The organism is Halorientalis pallida (assembly GCF_049605515.1).
In the GTDB taxonomy this organism is placed as follows: domain Archaea; phylum Halobacteriota; class Halobacteria; order Halobacteriales; family Haloarculaceae; genus Halorientalis; species Halorientalis pallida_A.
Map to the genome: position 1 here is coordinate 2,093,067 of NZ_CP187158.1, position 12,078 is coordinate 2,105,144.

General features: G+C 68.2%; 17 protein-coding genes. 6 read left to right on the forward strand and 11 right to left on the reverse strand.

Annotated elements, in window-relative coordinates:
• Positions 1-11: 11 nt before the first annotated feature.
• Together crcB and ACOZ4N_RS12230 are read right to left on the reverse strand one after the other, a co-directional pair.
• The gene (gene crcB, locus ACOZ4N_RS12225) at positions 12-359 is read right to left on the reverse strand and encodes a fluoride efflux transporter CrcB (protein ID WP_424016655.1); all 348 of its coding nucleotides are present in this window, start codon (positions 357-359) and stop codon (positions 12-14) included.
• Positions 359-763 carry a fluoride efflux transporter FluC gene (locus tag ACOZ4N_RS12230; RefSeq protein ID WP_424016656.1) on the reverse strand — a complete coding sequence of 135 codons (405 nt, stop codon included), beginning with the start codon at positions 761-763 and terminating at the stop codon, positions 359-361. Before ACOZ4N_RS12230 ends, crcB begins: the two co-directional genes overlap by 1 nt.
• Before the next feature lie 121 nt (positions 764-884).
• Between ACOZ4N_RS12230 and ACOZ4N_RS12235 the strand changes: the two genes are divergently transcribed.
• Positions 885-1,337 carry a DUF7382 domain-containing protein gene (locus ACOZ4N_RS12235; RefSeq protein WP_424016657.1) on the forward strand — a complete coding sequence of 151 codons (453 nt, stop codon included), beginning with the start codon at positions 885-887 and terminating at the stop codon, positions 1,335-1,337.
• Here ACOZ4N_RS12235 and ACOZ4N_RS12240 read toward each other — a convergent pair.
• From ACOZ4N_RS12240 to ACOZ4N_RS12260, 5 genes are all read right to left on the reverse strand, one after another.
• Positions 1,325-2,089: a protein-L-isoaspartate O-methyltransferase family protein gene (locus tag ACOZ4N_RS12240; protein WP_424016658.1), complete on the reverse strand. Its 765-nt coding sequence runs from the start codon at positions 2,087-2,089 to the stop codon at positions 1,325-1,327. The two genes, ACOZ4N_RS12235 and ACOZ4N_RS12240, sit on opposite strands and share 13 nt — an antisense overlap.
• 77 nt (positions 2,090-2,166) lie before the next feature.
• Positions 2,167-2,793, reverse strand: a complete 627-nt coding sequence (locus ACOZ4N_RS12245) for a protein-L-isoaspartate(D-aspartate) O-methyltransferase (RefSeq protein WP_424016659.1) — start codon at positions 2,791-2,793, stop codon at positions 2,167-2,169.
• 1 nt (position 2,794) lies between these two features.
• Entirely contained in the window at positions 2,795-3,448 is a 654-nt protein-coding gene (locus ACOZ4N_RS12250) for an HVO_0476 family zinc finger protein (RefSeq protein WP_424016660.1), read from the reverse strand.
• 101 nt (positions 3,449-3,549) lie between these two features.
• Complete coding sequence (locus ACOZ4N_RS12255; RefSeq protein WP_424016661.1) at positions 3,550-4,506, reverse strand: aminopeptidase; 957 nt, start codon at positions 4,504-4,506, stop codon at positions 3,550-3,552.
• A gap of 44 nt (positions 4,507-4,550) precedes the next feature.
• Positions 4,551-5,390: a hypothetical protein gene (locus ACOZ4N_RS12260; RefSeq protein ID WP_424016662.1), complete on the reverse strand. Its 840-nt coding sequence runs from the start codon at positions 5,388-5,390 to the stop codon at positions 4,551-4,553.
• 124 nt (positions 5,391-5,514) lie between these two features.
• Between ACOZ4N_RS12260 and ACOZ4N_RS12265 the strand changes: the two genes are divergently transcribed.
• Both ACOZ4N_RS12265 and ACOZ4N_RS12270 read left to right on the forward strand, forming a co-directional pair.
• Positions 5,515-6,540, forward strand: a complete 1,026-nt coding sequence (locus tag ACOZ4N_RS12265) for a type II glyceraldehyde-3-phosphate dehydrogenase (protein WP_424016663.1) — start codon at positions 5,515-5,517, stop codon at positions 6,538-6,540.
• Between the two features lie 72 nt (positions 6,541-6,612).
• Positions 6,613-6,999 carry an Hsp20/alpha crystallin family protein gene (locus tag ACOZ4N_RS12270; RefSeq protein ID WP_424016664.1) on the forward strand — a complete coding sequence of 129 codons (387 nt, stop codon included), beginning with the start codon at positions 6,613-6,615 and terminating at the stop codon, positions 6,997-6,999.
• 4 nt (positions 7,000-7,003) lie between these two features.
• Here the strand turns inward: ACOZ4N_RS12270 and ACOZ4N_RS12275 are convergent, their stop codons facing one another.
• Together ACOZ4N_RS12275 and ACOZ4N_RS12280 are read right to left on the reverse strand one after the other, a co-directional pair.
• The gene (locus ACOZ4N_RS12275) at positions 7,004-7,369 is read right to left on the reverse strand and encodes a hypothetical protein (protein WP_424016665.1); all 366 of its coding nucleotides are present in this window, start codon (positions 7,367-7,369) and stop codon (positions 7,004-7,006) included.
• Between the two features lie 68 nt (positions 7,370-7,437).
• Entirely contained in the window at positions 7,438-8,304 is an 867-nt protein-coding gene (locus ACOZ4N_RS12280) for an ATP-grasp domain-containing protein (RefSeq protein WP_424016666.1), read from the reverse strand.
• Between the two features lie 235 nt (positions 8,305-8,539).
• On the opposite strand from ACOZ4N_RS12280, the gene ACOZ4N_RS12285 reads away from it, so the two are divergent.
• Together ACOZ4N_RS12285 and ACOZ4N_RS12290 are read left to right on the forward strand one after the other, a co-directional pair.
• Complete coding sequence (locus tag ACOZ4N_RS12285; protein WP_424016667.1) at positions 8,540-9,154, forward strand: hypothetical protein; 615 nt, start codon at positions 8,540-8,542, stop codon at positions 9,152-9,154.
• 76 nt (positions 9,155-9,230) lie between these two features.
• A complete protein-coding gene (locus ACOZ4N_RS12290) occupies positions 9,231-9,662 on the forward strand; it encodes a universal stress protein (protein WP_424016668.1) in 432 nt (143 codons plus the stop codon).
• An 87-nt stretch (positions 9,663-9,749) separates the two neighbouring features.
• On the opposite strand, the gene ACOZ4N_RS12295 is transcribed toward ACOZ4N_RS12290, so the two are convergent.
• A complete protein-coding gene (locus ACOZ4N_RS12295; RefSeq protein WP_424016669.1) occupies positions 9,750-10,280 on the reverse strand; it encodes a 50S ribosomal protein L16 in 531 nt (176 codons plus the stop codon).
• A 75-nt stretch (positions 10,281-10,355) separates the two neighbouring features.
• Positions 10,356-11,717 carry a PQQ-binding-like beta-propeller repeat protein gene (locus ACOZ4N_RS12300; RefSeq protein WP_424016670.1) on the reverse strand — a complete coding sequence of 454 codons (1,362 nt, stop codon included), beginning with the start codon at positions 11,715-11,717 and terminating at the stop codon, positions 10,356-10,358.
• A 124-nt stretch (positions 11,718-11,841) separates the two neighbouring features.
• Here ACOZ4N_RS12300 and ACOZ4N_RS12305 point away from each other — a divergent pair, with 124 nt between their 5' ends.
• Entirely contained in the window at positions 11,842-12,051 is a 210-nt protein-coding gene (locus ACOZ4N_RS12305) for a hypothetical protein (protein WP_424016671.1), read from the forward strand.
• The last annotated feature ends 27 nt before the right edge of the window (positions 12,052-12,078 follow it).

Consider the following 12,078-nt stretch of genomic DNA (forward strand, 5'->3'; position numbering starts at 1 on the left):
GCTTTGGCCTCTCAGAGAAGGCCGGCGATCACCGATCCCAGCGCCACCGCGGCCAGCGCACCGACGAGATTCAGCGCCGCCGTCGCCACGGCCCGCCGCCGCTCGCCGGTCTCGTACAGTCTGACCGTCTCGAACGCGAACGTCGAGAAGGTCGTGAAGGCACCACAGAACCCGGTCCCGAACAGCAGGAGCAGTGAGTCGGCGACCGGCACGGCGACCAGCAGGCCCAGCACGAAACTCCCCAGCACGTTCACCGCGAGCGTGTCGGCCGTCCGGGTGTCGATGCGCTCGCCCAGCAGGTGCCGGGCCAGCGCCCCGAGAACACCCCCTGCGCCGACGAGCAACGTGGGACTGACCATCAGGCGATCACCCGGGCGACGACGCGCCCGCCGAGGACGGCGGCGAACCCGAGTGCGTGGTTGGCCGCGACGTTCGCGACCAGCAGTTGCGGGTCGAGACCGGCAGTCTCGACCGCGAACGTGCTGTAGGTCGTGAACGAGGAGAGAAAGCCGGTGCCCAGCACCAGCCGCGTCTCGGGGCTCAGCGTGTCGGCGAGGTGGGCCTCGTACAGCAAGAGGCCGAGCGCGAAACTCCCGACGACGTTGGCCGCGAGCGTCCCCCACGGCAACGGCGTCGCGGGGAGGGCGAGCGCCACGGCGTGGCGGAGGACGGCTCCGACGAACCCGCCGACCGCGATCAGGAGGAGGGGTTCGAGCCGGGACAGCGCGTGTGTCGAGCCGTCGGCGGCCGTCCCGTCGCTCATTCGTCCGGAGCGACTCACGGCGGCTACTCGGCGTTTTCGGTTCGGTCCCGTCCTGCCGCACCCGTTCGCCGATAAACCTTCGTGCGAGCCCTTATGACCGAGAGCCGGACCAGCCCGGTCCATGTTCGAGCGTTTCAGCGACGACGAACGAGCCATCGAAGGACTCCCGGTGCGACTCGTCATCGCCCTCGTGGTTGGGATCGCGAGTCTCAGCGTCATGATGAACACCCTGGGCGGCCTCACCGCGCTGGGGGTCACCGAACTCGACGTGAAACCACAGCCGGAGGTGGTGGCCGAGGGAAGCAACGAGATAACGGTCACGGTCGTCACGCCGAAGGGCGAGCCGGTGGCCAACGCCACCGTCGTCGCCAAGGACGGCACCGCGACGCTCTCGAAGATCCAGCCGGCGAAGACCGGACCCGACGGGAAAGCGACGCTCCAGCTCGCGCCGAGTCTCGGCCCGAATCAGGAAGAAGGGACGATCACGCTCGACGTGAAACCGCCCGCCAGTGGCGGATACACCGACGAGCGGGAGAACACGAACCTGCTGGTGGTAGCAGGTCAGTCCTCGTAGGAGCGACCGGCGTCGGCAGTCTCGTCCCAGTCGATCCAGGACTGCTCCCAGCCGCGGCGACGGCGGGCATCACGGCGCTCGTACTCACGGTCTTCACGGCGCGTCCGGTTGCGCTCGGGTGTGTCGGCCTGCTCGCCCTCGACGAGCATCGGACTGAACGCGACCCCGCCGAGCCGTTCGGCGACCTCGCCGTCCTCGACCACGGCGAGGCTCTGCTCGTGGGCCCCCAGCGGCATGACCAGCCGGCCGTCGTCGGCCAGCTGGTCGACCAGCGCCCGGGGCGGCGAGACCGCGGCGGCCTCCAGCAGGATGCGGTCGTAGGGTGCGTACTCGGGGAGGCCGTCCGCGCCGTCCCGGCAGTCCACGAGGACGCCACCGTAGCCCGCGCGGGCGAGGTTCTCGCGGGCGTCGTAGACGACTCGGCGGGTGATGTCGATGGCCTGCACGTTCCGATCACCGACGATCTCGGCGATCACGGCGGCCGTGTAGCCCACGCCCGCGCCGACGACCAGCACGGAGTCGTCGGGGTCGGGGGCGAGTGCTTCCAGCAGGCGGGCGGCGGTGCTGGGGGCGAGCACGCGGGTACCGAACCGCTCGAAGGGTCGGTCGGCGTAGGCACCGCGTTCGTCGGCGACGAACTCGTGGCGGGGCACCTCCCGCATGGCGACGCTGACGGCGTCGCTGTGGACACAGCCCTTGCTCTCGTGTTCGAGGCTGTCGACCATGTCGTCGCGCAGTACCGCGGGATCCATTGTCGCAAGGTTCGCGTGGAGGCTATTGAATGGCCCGCCTGTCGGTCCGGCGGTACGTCAGCGGGCCGACCAACCAGCTACTGCATCTCGACGAACCGCACGCCGCCGTGGTCCTCGCGGTCCAGCGAGCCGTCCTCGCGCTTGCGAGCGCGGACGAGCGTCTGTCGGGCCGTGCCCAGCGGCGCGAGCAGGACGCCACCCGCCCGGACCTCCTCGACGACGGCCTCGGGGAAGTCGGGCGCGGCACAGGTGAGATAGGCCCGGTCGTAGGGCGCGTGGTCGGGCCAGCCCTGCTTCCCGTCGCCGGCCCGGATCGAAACGTCGCCGTAGCCGAGCCGGTCGAGGCGCTCGCGGGCCTGCTGGGCCAGCGAGTCGTGATACTCGACGGAGAAGACGTGCTCGGGACCGACGATCTCGGCGGTGACGGCGGCGTGGTAGCCACACCCGGTGCCGATCTCCAGCACGTCGGTCCCGGGAGCGAGGTCCAGCAGGTCGGTCATGATCGCGACCATGTGGGGTGCGCTGATGGTCTGCCCGTCGCCGATGGGGAGGGGTGTGTCGGCGTAGGCCGAATCGCGCTTGCGGTCGGGGACGAACTCGTGGCGCGGGACGGCACGGAGGGCGGCGAGCGTGGCCGGATCGTCGACGCGACCCTCGGCGGCGAGCGCGTCGACCATCGCCTCGCGTCGGGCCGCCCAGTCCATGTTACCAGGCCGACCAGGCGGTCGACGTTTCGTCGCGGACGTACAGCCGTTTCACGTCCTTTGCGGCGACGGTGTCGCCCTCGTAGTCGAGTTTGTCGAACTCGTAGCCCTCGGCGTCGTCCCGGACGTGGATACCCTCGACGGTGAATTCGAGGTCCCCGAGTTCCTCGGTCTCGCCGACGACGAAGTCGTGGTCGCCGGGCACCTGCACCTTGGTTGACTCGGTGGCCTCCCGGCGGCCGTCCTTGGGGTGTTTGGTCACGTTGACGGAAACGTTGCCCACGGCGCGGGTCCAGACGGTGTCCACGTCGGTCACGGGAGCGGACTCGACGCGTCCGTCGTCCAGTTCCAGACTCGTGATCCGGACGGTCATCACCGCGGCGTCGGTCTCGGCGACGAACTCCTCGCCGACTTCGAGGTCGGCGTCGGCGGGCGCTTCGATCTGTGCCGAGAACGACTCCCCGTCCTGGGAGATGACCACGTCGAGCTGTGCCGTCTTCTCCTCCGGTAGACTCTCCTTGTGGACGTGTTCACACTCGGTACATCGTATCGTGGCGTCGCCGCCCCCGGTCGTCAGGACCTCGTGGACCGTCTCGAACTGGGGCGAACAGGACGGACAGGCAATGGCGACCCTGTCGCCGGCTTCCGCAGTCATATCCGGTTCGTACTCGGCGCGCACGTAAAAGGTCGCTGACCGGCGGGGCGTGTGCCGGCCGTTCACGGGCCAACAGAGTGTGAGGGCAGCCCGGACGCACCTCAGACGCCCGACGGCAGGTCGATCTCGTCCCCGTCGACGAACACCTTGGGGTCCCGGACGATCCCGTCCAGATGGATCGGAGCCTCCACGTCGCCACCGATAGCGTGGTCGTCGCCGATGGCGATGTGGACGGTACCGGCGGCCTTCTCGTCTAGGAGGACCGACCCGATCAACTCGGTGACGCCGACGTTGGTGCCGATGCCGAGTTCCGCGAGGTTGTAGGCGTCCTGACCGACTTCCTCGGCGGCGGCCTCAAGTTCCTCGCGCACACCGTCGTCGGAGACCTCGGTGACGGTGCCGTCCTCGACCTCGAATTCGAGGACGTGGCCGTCTTCGAGCAGGCCGTGGGGCATCATCGTCCCGTCGACGACGAAGGTGCCGTTCGCGGTTTCGGGACTCACGAACACCTCGCCGGCCGGCAGGTTCGACATCGACTCGGGGTCGTGGACGATGCCGGTGTCCTGTCGCCACTCCCGGTCGCCGGGGCGGAACACGATGTCGGTGCCGCGTTTGGTCTGGACGCGGACGGTCTTCGCCCCGGAAACCTGTGCGTACAGCTCCTTGCAGTGTTGCTTGATGTCGGCGTAGTCGGCGTCGAGGCCGGTGACGAACACCTCCTCGGTGATCCCGGGGAGGGTGGCGACGCGAGCGCCGGCCGCGGTGGCGTCCGAGCGGGCCTTGGTGTGGGTCAGGCTCTTTTTCGTCGGGACCAGCACCACGTCGGCGGCCTGCATGGCGGCGGCGACGGCCGCGGGCGGTTCCTCGCCGTGCTGGTTCCCGGGCGGGTAGCGGACGATACTCGCGTCGTCGGTGCGCTCGTTTGCCACCTCGTAGAGGGCTTCGCCGATGGGCTGGCGCTCGTGATCGGTGACGATCAGGCAGGACTCGGTCGACTGGAGGCGCATGCACTTCCGGACGGCCGTCTCGGCCGGCTCCCGGAGCCGCTTGTGTTTCATGTCCCGAGATGGGCACGGAGACGGAATAGGTGTTGTCCCTGCCCTCACCCGGTCTCGACGTAGGCGGCCCACAGGAACATCGTCCCGAACAGGCCCAGGACCAGCACCAGGACCGGCGCGATCCGGGCGGCCTGCCCGCCTTCGGCCCGGAGGGCGAGGACGAACCCGCCGGCCAGCAGGTACCAGAACAGGCCGCCGCCGATCAGGACGCGTCTGGTCGTCGTGTCCACTTCGCCCGGTGACACCGTGTCGGTGGCCGCGACTGCCTCGTCGAGTCGGTCGGCGATCGGGGACGGCACCGCCACCAGACGCGGCGACGTACTCGTCGACCGACCGCGCTGATAGGAGAGCCAGACGAGCGCGTACGGGCCGAGATTCAGTCGGCGGAGGCCCGTCACGTGATCGAGTTCGGCGGTCCGCTGTCGGAGGGTGAGCGTCCCGGCCGCCGGGTCGATCTCGCCGTCGGCGCTCAGCACCTGGGCACCCACGAAACAGCCGAACCCGAACAGAATGTACGCGAGTCCACCCCAGTGGCCGAGCCGAAGCGCGAGCAGAAAGAGCGCGCCACAGCAGACCGACACGACGACGAGCAGGGACGGTCGTCGGTACTCGGCGAACGCCGCCAGCAGGTCGTCGGACGCGGTGTCCTCTGTCCGGAGCACCGCGAACGAGCGGTACCGGACGATGGCGAGCAACAGCACTCCAACCACGACCGGGAGCACGTCCCGCCAGTTTCGGAACGGGCGGTCCAGCGCCGGCCCGAACACGGTCAGCACGACCACGGCCACGAACACCAGAACGCCGCCGAGACTGCCGTATGCGAGGTAGAGGAGTCCCCGGACGAGCCGCGAGTCCGCCGGCCCGACATCCCACGAAATCCCCATACGATGTCCCAGTCGGTCGCTCGACTTAGTTCCTGCTCGCGTGGCGAGACGGTATTCGGAGGCGAGTGAATCCCCGTCGTGGAACCTCGAAACGGTTATCCCGGTCGCTACGGCATCCCCGTATATGACAATCGAGGTCGGAATCAACGGGTACGGGACCATCGGGAAACGGGTCGCGGACGCCGTCCGCGCACAGCCGGACATGGAAGTCGTCGGCGTCGCCAAGACGCGGCCGAACTTCGAGGCCGAGCAGGCCGTCGCCAACGACTTCCCGCTGTACGCCGCCGTCCCCGAACGGGTCGAGCAGTTCGACGAGGCTGGCATCGAACTGGCCGGTGAGGTCGAGGAACTCGTCCAGAACAGTGAGATCGTCGTCGACACCACGCCCTCGGGCATCGGCGCGGAGAACAAGGCGATGTACGAGGAGTACGATACGCCCGCGCTCTACCAGGGCGGCGAGGACGCCGATCTGGTGGACGTGAGCTTCAACGCCCGCTCGAACTTCGCCGAGGCCGAGGGGGCCGACCACACGCGCGTCGTCTCCTGTAACACGACGGGGCTCTCCCGACTCATCGCCGCACTGGAGGACGAGTACGGCGTCGAGAAGGTGCGCGCGACGCTGGTTCGCCGGGGCGGCGACCCGGCCCAGTCCTCGCGTGGCCCGATCAACGACACGCTGCCGGACCCGGTGACGATTCCCTCCCACCACGGCCCGGACGTGAACACCATCTTCCCGGACCTGGACATCGACACGCTCGGGATGAAGGTGCCCGCGACGCTGACCCATACCCACAGCGTCAACGTCGAGTTGACCGACGAGACCGACACCGAGGATGTTCGCGAACTCCTGGAGGGGGAGTCGCGGCTGTTCGTCATCCCCGACCACATGGGGATCGACGGCTCGGGCAAGCTCAAGGAGTTCGCGCTCGATTCGGGCCGCCCGCGCGGTGACGTGTGGGAGAACGCCATCTGGGGCGAGTCGATCACCGTCGAGGGCGGCGACGAACTCTACCTGTTCCAGGCGATCCACCAGGAGTCCGACGTGGTGCCCGAGAACGTCGACGCGATCCGGGCCGTGCTGGGGACCGCCGACCGTCGCGAGAGCATCGAACGGACCGACGAGGCCCTCGGGATGGGGCTGGGCCGCTAACCCGAAACCCTCGGGATTCGAGGATTGACAGGGACAGAAACCTTTTCCGGCGACCACGCCTTACCAGCAGGTATGAACAACGACCGCGACGACCACGATCCCATCGACGACATTCTCCGCGAGATCGAGCGGGTCATGAACGAGATGATGGGCGACGACGTCCACATCGACCGGGGCAGTTCCGCCGGCTTCGGCTCGGATCTGCACCTGGACGTGTTCGAGGAGGACGACCAGCTCCGGGTCGTCGCGGACCTCCCCGGCGTCGAGAAAGACGCCATCGACCTCAAGTGCGACGGGGACGTGCTGACCGTCGCGGCCGCCTCCGACCGCCGGGACTACGAGGAACGCATCCGCCTGCCCGCGACCGTCGACGAACACTCCGCGAGCGCCACCTACAACAACGGCGTCCTCGAGGTCACCTTCGACCGCGCCGGCGACTCCGCCGACATCGACCTCTGACTTCTCAGGAGACCTGACTGCGCCGGGCCCCGTCGTCGCCGAGCCGGTAGAGCTGATAACAGAACGCCGCCAGTGCCAGCGCGAACAGCCCGAAGGGGACCAGCGGCCCGCGGCTCCCGCGCAGGTAGAAGAACGTGGCGAACAGCATGATAAAGAGCGAACTCACCAGCCGCCCGTACACCGACTCCCGGAGCGGCCGGTAGCTGTAGGTGAAGGTGAACGCGACCAGCAACCAGCCGAAGGCGAGCGTCTCCGCCCGCTGGAGCGAGGGGGTCGCGTACCGGACGGTTCCGGCCGCCACACCAACGGCGAGGGCGAGCCCGAGGACGAGAAACGGACGGCTCAGGTCGTTCCGCTGGGTTTTGGCCATGTTTCCCGGTCGTTACTTATCCGGGGTAATATACTTTGGCGTCGTGTCGAACGGTCGTGTGTCCTGCGTCAGACAGTCGCACGGATCAGCGCCGCCAGGTCGTCGAAGAAGCCGGGTTCGTATTTCGTCGCGCTGTCGACGGTCGGCCGGGCGTTGGTCTCGGTGACGACGGCCCGGTCGTCGGTGACCAGCAGATCGACGCCGAGCCAGGGGATGTCGAGCGTGTCGGCGACGCGTTCGGCGAGTTCGCGCAACTCCGGCTGGAGGTCGACGCCAGTGGCCTCGGCCCCGCGGTGGACGTTGTGTTTCCACTGCCCCGCTTCGAGGGCGTCCGCGGGGAGGCGACGCTCGACCGCGCCCACGTACTCGCCGTCGACGAGCATGACGCGGTAGTCCCGGGCCTCGGGGAGGTACTCCTGGACCAGAAAGGACTGGTCGCCGGTGGCGCGGTAGTCGTGGACCAGATCGAGGTAGTCGGCGATGCCGAGAAACGAGTCGAGGTCGGTGGCCTTGGCGACGCCGACGCCGCGGGTGGCGGAGTTTGGTTTGACCACTACCGGAGGCTCGAACCGCTCGAAGGTCGCCGCGAGGGTCGCCCGGTCGACCGGATTCGAGACGGCGACGGTCTCGGGCACCGGAATGCCGGCCCGGTCGAGGCGGGCGATCACGTCGGCCTTGTTCCGGGACGTGAGGATCGCGTCGCGGTCGTTGACCCACGGGACCCCCAGCAGTGCGTCGGCGACGCCACCCTCCATGATGCGAGGCGGGTAGACGAACCCGACGTCGAAGCCGTCGAACTCGTCGAATTCGGGGTCGGTGAGCGGGAGCGTCCGTTCGGTGGTGGCGACGGCCGCGACCTCGATCCCCCGCTGTTCCAGGGGGTCTTGCAACCGTTCGTACGTTTCCGCGTCGGTCGCGACCGCCAGCCGGAGCATGGCCGTCCCCTCGGACCACGCGGACTAAAATCCGCCGTTCGTGGCGGTCGAGCGGGCACGACGGGAGTCAAGAGTGTCATTTAATATACTAGCCCTGGAGAATATTTAACTATAGCTTGAATGTACGGATCGCAAGGATGTCGGCGAATTCACTGGGTGGATATCGGTGGAGGCGGTCGAGGAGAGACGGGGATCGAACGGTAACTCGCGGCGACGGCGGGGGACAGGCGGACCGATGAGTACACAGCAGGAGACCTGGGAGACGGTGCGGGACCACGCCGAGTTCCTCGCGGAGCGGGTCTGGGACGGGTTCGTCGCGCACGACCAGCGCGACCGGATGGCGGCGGTGAAGGCGTTCGCGGCGGTCGACAGCAGCCAGTTCCAGCACGTCGACGACGCGACGGCGCGGCGGGCTGCCGTGGCCTACGTCAACGCGCTCTGGAAGAAAGACGAGGTCGAAGACGCACACGAGGCCGACGGGGAGTTCGACCGGGACGCGCTCGACGCGGCCGACTGGGGGCCGGTCCACGAGAACTTCGCCGAGCGGGCGCGCCTGCTCGGCATCGACGAGGACTACGCCGATCTGTCGACGACGGCCTGGCGGCGACACAAGACCGGCGGCGACTACTGGACGCCGATCATGCACGCCCAGCTGCTGGAACTGCGTGTCGCGATGGGTGATCCCGAGTACCCGCGTAAACCCCGCTACGGCCAGTCCGGGTTCGGCCCCGAAGCGACCCGGTACGCGCTGGCAGTCGAACTCCACGACTACCGCTCGGAGAAGCACCTCGAACAGGGTAAAGCCGTGATGGTGCCCTACTACGAGGCGATTCTCCGCGCTCACGAGTAGGCGGCGGGCACCCGCTGGTTCTCAGTTCCCGAGAGGTCGGCGCAGTACTAAGTGGACGGCGGCGGGACGGTGTGGTATGTACGACGAGATACTCTTCCCGACCGACGGGAGCGACGGGGCGGCGGTCGCACTGGACCACGCGCTCGAACAGGCACGGGCCCACGACGCCGGAATACACGTCCTGTTCGTCGCGAACACGACGGCCCTGGGCGGCGGTGCAGTCGAGGGGACGACCGTCGAGTCGCTTCGAACGACGGGCGATCAGGTCGTCGCGGACGCGGTCGACCGGATCACCGACGCCGGCCTCGTCGCCGAGAGCGAGGTGCGCGAGGGCAACCCCTACCGGGAGATCATCGACTACGCCGACGAAGTGGCCGCGGACATGATCGTCATGGGTACCCACGGCCGGCGCGGACTGGACCGGTACCTGCTGGGGAGTGTCACGGAGAAGGTCGTCCGGTCGTCGGACGTGCCCGTGTTGACGATCAGAGTGGCCGAGGAGGAGTAGACGACGAAGGACGGACGGCCTGCCAGGGAGCGCGGTCACCGGCCCCGCGGCTCACCGGCGGTGAAAAATCGGCGAGAACTCGCCCGATCAGGCGATCAGCAGTTCTTCGCCGCGTTCGACCTTGATCCGGCACGGCGGCGAGATCTTGTTGTAGGCGCGGCGGAAGGCCTCCTTGACCTCCTCGGCCTGGTCCACGTCGCAGTAGGCGGTGAACAGGCGCTCGCCCTTGTCGATGCGGGCGGCGGTGCCGACGATCTTCCCGAACGCCTGGCGCATCCCGTCGGAGACACGGTCCGCACCGGCCCCGGTCGCCTGTTTGTTCTCCCGGATGACCTGGTGGGGGAACTTCCGGAGGATCATCTTGTAGTTTTTCTCGCCGAGTTCCTGGATCAGGAAGCGGTTGGCCGACAGGCGGGAGGCCTCCAGGGAACCGTGGCGGATCTGGACTTCTTCCTCGACGATGAGGCTGATCTGGACCGGGTAGTCCTCGGCGTCTTTGGTCTTGTCGCCCATGTTGTGCTGTGCGACCTTCGAGCCGGGGATTCCGGTGATGTACTCACGGCGGGTGTACGACGGCTTGTCGATTTGCCGGTACATCGAGGCAGGCTTGTCCGACATAGGTATCTCTTGGCGAAATCGAAGCCAAGCGCGTACAAAAACCCGTCGAACTGGACCAGGGAGGGACCCGACCGGTCAGGCGACCGCGAGCGCGACGAGTTCGTCCGCCGCGGCCAGAAGCAGGAAGTCCTCGGTGAGGGTGAACGGGGACGCCGCCTCGATGTCGTTGATCGGGCCCTCGTCGAAGTCGAACTGTTTCGTCCAGCGGATCTCGCCGGTCGTCCCGTCGTAGGCCCGGATCGAGGGTCGGTTCTCGATCCGGAGCCGTCGGACCACGGTATCGCCCGCGGCGACCAGCGACATGCCCGGTTCGGTCGTCCCGTTCGGTGCCGCGGTCGACCACCCGGAGGGTGTGGTCCCGGATTCGATGTCGACGGCGGCGATCCCGTTCTCGGCGTCGTGTAGCGAGACGTACACCGTGCCGTCGCCGACCGCGGGCTGGTCGTGCCCGCGCTCGTGTCGCCACGTCCAGTCCACGTCGCCGTTCGTGGCGTCGCGGGCCTCGATGACGTAATCGCCGGTCCGGTACCCCTCGGCCGGCTCGGCGTAACACACGTAGATCCGCCCGTCCGCGACGACGGTCCCGTACACCACGTCGACGTTCTCGGTGATCGGACGGCTCCAGACCTGGTTGCCGGTCTCGCCGTCGTACGCCCGGAGCATCGACGCACGCCCGTCGGTGCGGGCGTCTTCGGTGTACAGCATGCCGTCCTCGCCGACCCGGACGGTCGACGGCGGTTCGTCGGTCTCCCAGAGCCTGGTCTCGGCTTCGAGGTCGTAGGCACGGACGCCGCTGGTCGTCAGCGCGTAGCTCCGCCCGTCGCGGATCTCGACGGCCGACCACTCGTCGGTACTGCTGTAGTCGGGCATCGTCCGCAACACGTCGCCGCTCGCCGGGTCCAGCGCCTTGATGCCGTCGTTTTCCACCGTGTACAGCGTCCCGTTCGAGACGGTCACCGGCTGGGAGAGGTACTCGCTGGCCCCGGTGAGTTCGGTGCGCCACTCGCGCTCTCCGCTGAGCAGGTCCCGCGCGTAGACGACCGACTGCTGGGTGTCCCCGTAGCCGAAGGCCTTGTAGTACACCGTGCCGTCGACGACGACCGGTGCGGTCGGCTGTCGGCCCTCGCCGCTCCGCTCGGCGGGCCGGTCGACCCAGCGCTGCACGAGCGGGGTCGTCGGCCCGGTGAAGGCCGTCGTCCCGCGACGCTGTCCGGCGTCGTACCGCGTCTGTGGCCAGTTCCCGCCGGCACCGGCGGTCACGTCGGTCCCGCTCGACGTGGGCGTGTCCTCGCCCGACCCGCCCCCGTCGGTCCCGTCCGCAGGTGGTTCGGTCCCGTCGTTCGACCCACCAGAACAACCGGCGAGCAGTCCCGTCCCCACGACCCCGCTCGTCACGAGCCACCGACGGCGCGTCGTCGACCGTGTCCCGTCTGCCATAGACGGAGGATCAACAGGTCACCCGAAAAGCAATTCGGTTCACCTGTCATCTGCCGTCGACCCGGCCGGGAACGTTCTGTTAGATCGACTAGTTTAAGAAATAAAGCCGAGACCGACCGTCCGGATGGCACCGATCCAAGACCTGGCGTTCGACACAGTCGCACAGCACTCACAGAAGCTCCTGTTCGCGGCCATGCTGGCCGTACTCCTGACGGTCGGCGCGGCTGGCGAAGCCGTCGCTCACAACCCGGCTGGCCAGCCGGTGCCGGGCTGTGAGAACGGGGCCGACGTGGTCGCCGAGAAGAACCCCAACTGTCACTCGGCGCCCAAGTGATCGCGCGATTCGGGCGCGGACGGCCGG

Excerpts from the sequence above, each read along its gene's own strand:
- ACOZ4N_RS12230 (WP_424016656.1), bottom strand. The coding sequence starts at position 763 with ATGAGCGACGGGACGGCCGCCGACGGCTCGACACACGCGCTGTCCCGG.
- ACOZ4N_RS12255 (WP_424016661.1), bottom strand. The coding sequence starts at position 4,506 with ATGAAACACAAGCGGCTCCGGGAGCCGGCCGAGACGGCCGTCCGGAAG.
- crcB (WP_424016655.1), bottom strand. The coding sequence starts at position 359 with ATGGTCAGTCCCACGTTGCTCGTCGGCGCAGGGGGTGTTCTCGGGGCG.
- ACOZ4N_RS12260 (WP_424016662.1), bottom strand. The coding sequence starts at position 5,390 with ATGGGGATTTCGTGGGATGTCGGGCCGGCGGACTCGCGGCTCGTCCGG.
- ACOZ4N_RS12245 (WP_424016659.1), bottom strand. The coding sequence starts at position 2,793 with ATGGACTGGGCGGCCCGACGCGAGGCGATGGTCGACGCGCTCGCCGCC.
- ACOZ4N_RS12275 (WP_424016665.1), bottom strand. The coding sequence starts at position 7,369 with ATGGCCAAAACCCAGCGGAACGACCTGAGCCGTCCGTTTCTCGTCCTC.
- ACOZ4N_RS12280 (WP_424016666.1), bottom strand. The coding sequence starts at position 8,304 with ATGCTCCGGCTGGCGGTCGCGACCGACGCGGAAACGTACGAACGGTTG.
- ACOZ4N_RS12285 (WP_424016667.1), top strand. The coding sequence starts at position 8,540 with ATGAGTACACAGCAGGAGACCTGGGAGACGGTGCGGGACCACGCCGAG.
- ACOZ4N_RS12235 (WP_424016657.1), top strand. The coding sequence starts at position 885 with ATGTTCGAGCGTTTCAGCGACGACGAACGAGCCATCGAAGGACTCCCG.
- ACOZ4N_RS12250 (WP_424016660.1), bottom strand. The coding sequence starts at position 3,448 with ATGACTGCGGAAGCCGGCGACAGGGTCGCCATTGCCTGTCCGTCCTGT.
- ACOZ4N_RS12300 (WP_424016670.1), bottom strand. The coding sequence starts at position 11,717 with ATGGCAGACGGGACACGGTCGACGACGCGCCGTCGGTGGCTCGTGACG.
- ACOZ4N_RS12290 (WP_424016668.1), top strand. The coding sequence starts at position 9,231 with ATGTACGACGAGATACTCTTCCCGACCGACGGGAGCGACGGGGCGGCG.
- ACOZ4N_RS12305 (WP_424016671.1), top strand. The coding sequence starts at position 11,842 with ATGGCACCGATCCAAGACCTGGCGTTCGACACAGTCGCACAGCACTCA.
- ACOZ4N_RS12270 (WP_424016664.1), top strand. The coding sequence starts at position 6,613 with ATGAACAACGACCGCGACGACCACGATCCCATCGACGACATTCTCCGC.
- ACOZ4N_RS12295 (WP_424016669.1), bottom strand. The coding sequence starts at position 10,280 with ATGTCGGACAAGCCTGCCTCGATGTACCGGCAAATCGACAAGCCGTCG.
- ACOZ4N_RS12240 (WP_424016658.1), bottom strand. The coding sequence starts at position 2,089 with ATGGATCCCGCGGTACTGCGCGACGACATGGTCGACAGCCTCGAACAC.
- ACOZ4N_RS12265 (WP_424016663.1), top strand. The coding sequence starts at position 5,515 with ATGACAATCGAGGTCGGAATCAACGGGTACGGGACCATCGGGAAACGG.